The sequence below is a fragment of the Vibrio sp. Y29_XK_CS5 genome (assembly GCF_024181835.1).
In the GTDB taxonomy this organism is placed as follows: domain Bacteria; phylum Pseudomonadota; class Gammaproteobacteria; order Enterobacterales; family Vibrionaceae; genus Vibrio; species Vibrio harveyi.
This window is the reverse complement of sequence record NZ_JAMZAM010000010.1, coordinates 75,369-81,764: the sequence shown is the minus strand read 5'-3', so window position 1 is coordinate 81,764 and position 6,396 is coordinate 75,369. Positions and strand designations below refer to the sequence as shown.

Below are 6,396 nucleotides of genomic sequence, written 5' to 3'. Positions count from 1 at the left end.
CGTTCGGATAAATTTGCATCAAAAGCGTTCAAAAGAGCACGTTATTTCTACAGTTCTTTGAATTTATCTGCGAAAAGAGCCACTTTTTTCCAATTGGTGTATTCCACTTCTTTGGTCGTATCGGTTTCGCCCCCTGTCATCGACATAATGAACTTAATCATAGTTTTGTCGAACCAACCATAACGAGGATAATAAAGAGCACCAGCAAAAACACCAATTAAGATTGGTTTCCAAGGCGACTTGGTCAGGAACTTACGAATGTAAGCGCTACCCTCTGGCGTATCTTTTCCTTGGTCTTCTTTGCGAGCAGTTAGGTTTACGCAGAAAAATGCCACTTTACTTTGTTCAAGTTGATTGAGGTTTCGCTCAATAAACTGGTACAGCTTCTTATTAAGATGACCATAACGAATAGAGGCTCCAATCAATACTCTGTCGTATTGGCTGAAATCAATCGTCTCTACACTATGCAAATCCACCAGCTCGCAATCGAACTCTAATAGCTGCTCATCTATATAGTGGAGAATTTTTTTAGTCTGCCCTTCTCGGGAAGAATATAGAAATAATGCTTTTGCCACAATTTCCCCTTAACTGCGCCAAAACGTCGGCGTAAGTAAAATAAGTAAGGTAAAGATTTCCAAACGACCAAACAGCATAGAAACAATCAATACCCATTTTGCTTTGTCATTAACATCACCAAAGTGAAGTGCTACTTCCCCTAAGCCAGGACCGAGGTTGTTCAGAGTCGCAGCTACCGCCGAGAACGCACTTAGTTCATCCATGCCAGTCGCAATCAACCCCAGCATACAAACCACAAATACGAGCGCGTACGCAGAGAAGAATCCCCAAACCGCATCAACAACACGCTGCGGTAGCGCACTGCCACCCACTTTGATGGTGTACACCGCACGAGGGTGCACCAAACGCTTCAGCTCACGAGCACCTTGTAAGGTCAGTAGCAGAATACGGATCACTTTCATGCCACCACCAGTCGAACCAGCACAACCACCGATGAAAGAAGAGAACAATAACAACACTGGCAAGAACAACGGCCAATCAGCAAAGCCGGTTGTAGTAAAACCTGCAGTAGTAGAGATTGACACTGTTTGGAACAAGGCTTGGTCGAAGGCATCATAAGGAGAGTCATACGAGTGATGATTCAATAATAATAAGAAGCAAACCAAGAACAGAACCACTTGAATAAAGATAAACGCGCGAAACTCTGGGTCTTTCCAATAGTATTTAGGATGCACGCCACCAGACGCAAACGCGGCAAAGTGCAAAGAATAGTTACATGCCGAGATTAACAAGAAGACAACGGTAATCATGTTAATGGCATAGCTATCGAAATAGCCCATGCTAGCATCGTGTGTAGAGAAACCACCGATGGCAATCGTGGAGAAGCTATGACTAATGGCATCAAACGGCGTCATGCCTGCTAACCAAAATGCTACGGCACATGCGATAGTCAAACTCAAGTAGATGTACCACAGAGCTTTTGCTGTCTCAGCAATACGTGGGGTCATCTTAGTATCTTTTACGGGTCCTGGTATTTCAGCTCTATACAACTGCATACCACCGATACCAAGAACAGGAAGAATGGCTACCGCCAATACGATGATACCCATACCGCCAAACCACTGTAGAAGTTGGCGATAAAAGAGAATCGCTTTTGGCAACTCGTCGAGCCCGACGATCACCGTCGCACCTGTTGTCGTTAAAGCAGAGAAGGACTCAAAAAAAGCGTCAGTCACAGATACATTGGGGTTATCTGAGATCAGAAAAGGGATAGAGCCAGCACTGCCAAGTACAGTCCAGAAAAGAACAACAATAAGGAAGCCATCACGCGCTTTAAGCTCGTGTTTGTGCCTGCGGTTTGGGAACCAACAGATCCCACCGCATACAAGAAGTACGAAGAAAGTCGTGACAAAAGGTACACCCGCACCATCTCGATAGATAAGCGCAACTAGCGCAGGCGCGAGCATTGTGACACTAAAAAGTGCGAGCAATAGCCCGACGATTCGAATAATTGAACGAAATTGCATGGATTGATTGACTAGCGAAGCTGTCCCTGTGGCTTCCTATTTTTCATTATTGTCCGTCTAGTGGGGTGACAATTGCCTTTGCACCACTTTTGTTGATGATAGCTTGGGTAAACGCGCTCACTTCACGTAGCTCAATTTCCACCACTAATACCACCTGATCGCTGTATTCAGCATCCACTTCAACCGCACCAAACTGGGGCATAAGCGACTGTGCGATAGGCATAAACCCATAGTCTAACTCTAGTCGGAGTTTTGTGGTTATTTTTTTCTCAATTGTTTGAAGCAGCTTGAGCGCTTGTTGCACGCCGCCACCATAGGCTTTGACCAAACCACCTGTACCAAGCTTAATGCCGCCAGAATATCGAGTCACTACAGCGGTAATCTCTCCAACTCCAGAGCCAGACAGCTGAGCAAGGATTGGTTTACCTGCTGTCCCTGAAGGTTCTCCATCATCACTAAAGCCCCACTTCATCGAATCTTCTGGTCGACCAGCAACAAATCCCCAGCAGTTGTGTCTTGCATCAGCATGCTTGGTTTTGATCTGCTCAACGAATGCTTTCGCCGCTTCCACGCTTGGCGTATGTGCTAAGTAAGTAATAAAGACACTCTTTTTGATCTCTTCTTCAAATTGAGTAGGCTGAGCAGGAATCAGATAAGGCAGGTCATTCATAGGATTAAGTCACTTTTCTCTTTGTCTAAAGTCTATCACGAGAGGTAATTGTGAGTCGCATAAGATCTGCCTTAGCGCACAATGTTAAACACTTGTTTAAAAAATGTATTGAAATTAACCAATCCGAAGTCCAAACTAACTTCACTGGTCTAACCAGAACAATAAATAAAACGACTTTCCTCTATATCTATTTGCTGCCCTACAGGCGCTCAGCCCGCATCAAATTGGTATACAGACAATCCAAGATTGTATGTCATGGAGATAGACAATGATTTACCAAGCCGAAACCCTACAGGTAAAGGAAGTACAAGATGGTATTGCAGAACTAAGCTTCTGCTCTCCAAAATCCGTTAACAAACTCGACCTAGCGACACTAGAGTCACTCGACAAAGCCCTTGATGCACTAAAAGCGCACCAAGGACTGAAGGGCTTGATGCTCACCTCAGATAAAGACGCGTTCATTGTTGGCGCTGATATCACCGAATTCTTAGGTCTTTTCGCTAAGACAGACGCTGAACTCGATCAGTGGCTACAATTTGCTAACAGCATCTTCAATAAGCTGGAAGACTTGCCTGTCCCAACTATCTCGGTACTAAAAGGCCACACGTTAGGTGGCGGCTGTGAATGCGTACTTGCAACTGACATGAGAATTGGTGACAAGACCACCAGCATCGGTCTACCAGAAACAAAACTGGGCATCATGCCGGGCTTTGGTGGTTGTGTGCGTCTGCCACGAGTTATCGGTGCCGATAGTGCGATGGAAGTGATCACTCAAGGAAAAGCGTGTCGTGCGGATGAAGCGTTAAAGATTGGTCTTCTGGATGCGGTTGTTGATACCGACACACTTTACGAGTCAGCACTCAAGACACTGACCTCGGCAATCAACGAGAAGTTGGACTGGCAAGCTCGTCGCAAGCAAAAGACATCACCTCTAACGCTAAGTAAGCTTGAATCAATGATGAGCTTCACCATGGCGAAGGGTCTGGTGGCACAAAAAGCGGGTCCTCACTACCCCGCTCCAATGACAGCCGTTATTACTATTGAAGAAGGCGCTCGTTTCGTTCGTAACGAAGCACTCGACATTGAACGTAAGCACTTCGTAAAACTGGCTAAGTCTGAAGAAGCAAAATCACTGGTTGGCTTGTTCCTCAACGACCAATACATCAAAGGGCTTGCTAAAAAATCAGCGAAGTCAGCGAGTAAAGACACGCTACGTGCGGCTGTGCTTGGTGCGGGCATTATGGGCGGCGGCATCGCCTACCAATCTGCATTAAAAGGCGTACCGGTGTTAATGAAAGACATCGCGCAACCTTCACTCGATTTAGGCATGACTGAAGCATCTAAGCTGCTAAATAAACGCTTATCTCGTGGTCGCATTGATGGCTTTAAGATGGCTGGTATTTTAGCGTCTATCACACCAAGCCTACATTACGCAGGCATTGAAGAATCAGACGTGATTGTTGAAGCCGTAGTAGAAAACCCGAAAGTAAAAGCAGCAGTTTTGAGTGAAGTCGAATCGCATGTCGGTGACGATACCGTTATTACCTCAAACACCTCGACAATTCCTATCAACCTGTTGGCAAAATCGCTAAAACGCCCAGAAAACTTCTGTGGCATGCACTTTTTCAACCCAGTGCACCGCATGCCTCTTGTTGAGATCATCCGTGGTGAACATACCTCTGATGAAACCATAAATCGCGTTGTTGCGTACGCAGCGAAAATGGGCAAATCACCAATTGTCGTTAATGACTGCCCTGGGTTCTTTGTAAACCGCGTATTGTTCCCATACTTTGGTGGTTTCAGCATGCTACTTCGCGATGGCGCTGACTTTACGAAAATCGACAAAATCATGGAACGTAAATTTGGCTGGCCGATGGGACCTGCATACTTGCTCGATGTTGTTGGTATTGATACTGCTCACCACGCACAAGCCGTTATGGCACAAGGATTCCCTGAGCGTATGGGCAAACAAGGTCGTGACGCAATAGATGCGCTGTTCGAAGCAGATAAATACGGCCAGAAGAATGGCAATGGCTTCTACAGCTACACCATTGATAGAAAAGGTAAGCCTAAGAAAACCTTCTCTGAAGAAATCTTGCCGGTACTCGCTGACGTTTGTGCCGATAAACAGGACTTTGACGAACAGACCATCATTCAACGTATGATGATTCCGATGATCAACGAAGTGGTACTGTGTCTACAAGAAGGCATCATTGCCACTCCACAAGAAGCGGATATGGCACTGGTTTACGGTCTTGGCTTCCCTCCATTCCGCGGTGGCGTATTCCGCTACCTAGATAGCGTAGGTATTGCTGAGTTTGTTGCAATGGCAAAACAATACTCAGAGCTCGGTGCAATGTACCAAGTACCACAGATGCTGATTGATATGGCGGCGAAAGGTGAAAGCTTTTACGGTGCACAACAGCAAGGTTCTATCTAAGGAGGGATTCTAAAATGACTAATCAAACAAGAAATGTTGTCGTAGTCGATTGTCTACGTACTCCAATGGGTCGCTCTAAAGGTGGTGCTTTCCGTCATACGCGAGCAGAAGATCTATCTGCACGCCTAATGAAAGGTATTCTTGCACGTAACCCACAAGTAAACCCAAGCGAGATTGAAGATATCTACTGGGGCTGTGTACAACAAACCTTAGAACAAGGCTTTAACGTGGCACGTAATGCGGCGCTACTTGCTGGTCTACCAATTGAGATTGGCGCCGTGACGGTTAACCGCTTGTGTGGTTCATCAATGCAAGCGCTTCACGATGGTACACGTGCCATCATGACAGGTGACGCTGAAATCTGCCTAATTGGTGGTGTTGAGCACATGGGACATGTACCAATGAACCACGGCGTGGACTTCCACCCAGGTATGTCCAAGACAGTTGCAAAAGCAGCAGGCATGATGGGCTTAACCGCTGAAATGCTTGGTAAGCTGCATGGCATTAGCCGTGAGCAACAAGACGAGTTTGCTGCGCGTTCCCATGCTCGTGCACATGCTGCAACCGTAGAGGGTCGTTTTAAAAACGAAATCCTACCAATTGAAGGTCATGCGGCTGACGGCACGCTGTTCACTCTAGATTACGATGAAGTCATTCGCCCTGAAACATCCGTTGAAGGTTTATCTCAACTTCGTCCTGTTTTCGACCCAGCAAACGGCACAGTAACAGCCGGTACATCATCGGCGCTGTCTGATGGTGCATCAGCGATGTTGATCATGAGTGAAGAGAAAGCTAATGAACTTGGCTTGAAGATTCGAGCACGCATTAAAGGTATGGCCATTGCGGGCTGCGATCCTTCAATCATGGGTTACGGTCCTGTACCTGCGACGCAAAAAGCGCTCAAGCGTGCAGGTCTTTCAATTGAAGATATGGATGTTGTTGAGCTAAACGAAGCATTTGCAGCGCAATCTCTACCATGTGCTAAAGACTTAGGTCTGCTTGATGTTATGGATGAGAAGGTCAACCTTAATGGTGGTGCAATTGCATTGGGTCACCCGCTTGGTTGTTCTGGCTCACGTATCTCAACGACGTTAATCAACCTAATGGAAGCGAAAGATGCGAAATACGGTCTCGCAACCATGTGTATTGGTTTAGGTCAGGGTATTGCGACTGTATTTGAACGACCATAGTCTGTTTAAGAAACGCTAGGTTGTAGTGATCAATTCAACAGTCACGAGCAAATG

5 protein-coding genes are annotated in these 6,396 nt (G+C 46.1%); 2 read left to right on the top strand and 3 right to left on the bottom strand.

Going from position 1 to position 6,396, the window contains the following annotated elements; genetic code table 11:
• Window positions 1-47: 47 nt before the first annotated feature.
• The 3 genes from hemG to NL647_RS25150 are packed head-to-tail and all read right to left on the bottom strand — an operon-like array spanning window position 48 to window position 2,712.
• Complete coding sequence (hemG, locus tag NL647_RS25160; RefSeq protein ID WP_253650777.1) at window positions 48-575, bottom strand: menaquinone-dependent protoporphyrinogen IX dehydrogenase; 528 nt, start codon at window positions 573-575, stop codon at window positions 48-50.
• A 9-nt stretch (window positions 576-584) separates the two neighbouring features.
• On the bottom strand, window positions 585-2,042 hold the full coding sequence (locus NL647_RS25155; protein ID WP_005451087.1) for a TrkH family potassium uptake protein: 1,458 nt from the start codon (window positions 2,040-2,042) through the stop codon (window positions 585-587).
• A 46-nt stretch (window positions 2,043-2,088) separates the two neighbouring features.
• On the bottom strand, window positions 2,089-2,712 hold the full coding sequence (locus NL647_RS25150; RefSeq protein ID WP_045485546.1) for a YigZ family protein: 624 nt from the start codon (window positions 2,710-2,712) through the stop codon (window positions 2,089-2,091).
• A 268-nt stretch (window positions 2,713-2,980) separates the two neighbouring features.
• On the opposite strand from NL647_RS25150, the gene fadB reads away from it, so the two are divergent.
• Both fadB and fadA read left to right on the top strand, forming a co-directional pair.
• Window positions 2,981-5,152: a fatty acid oxidation complex subunit alpha FadB gene (gene fadB, locus NL647_RS25145; protein WP_253650776.1), complete on the top strand. Its 2,172-nt coding sequence runs from the start codon at window positions 2,981-2,983 to the stop codon at window positions 5,150-5,152.
• A gap of 14 nt (window positions 5,153-5,166) precedes the next feature.
• Window positions 5,167-6,342 carry an acetyl-CoA C-acyltransferase FadA gene (gene fadA / locus NL647_RS25140; RefSeq protein ID WP_005426042.1) on the top strand — a complete coding sequence of 392 codons (1,176 nt, stop codon included), beginning with the start codon at window positions 5,167-5,169 and terminating at the stop codon, window positions 6,340-6,342.
• The last annotated feature ends 54 nt before the right edge of the window (window positions 6,343-6,396 follow it).

Bases quoted from the DNA above. Each gene is read 5' to 3' on its own strand.
- NL647_RS25155 (WP_005451087.1), bottom strand. From the start codon at position 2,042: ATGCAATTTCGTTCAATTATTCGAATCGTCGGGCTATTGCTCGCACTT.
- NL647_RS25150 (WP_045485546.1), bottom strand. From the start codon at position 2,712: ATGAATGACCTGCCTTATCTGATTCCTGCTCAGCCTACTCAATTTGAA.
- fadB (WP_253650776.1), top strand. From the start codon at position 2,981: ATGATTTACCAAGCCGAAACCCTACAGGTAAAGGAAGTACAAGATGGT.
- fadA (WP_005426042.1), top strand. From the start codon at position 5,167: ATGACTAATCAAACAAGAAATGTTGTCGTAGTCGATTGTCTACGTACT.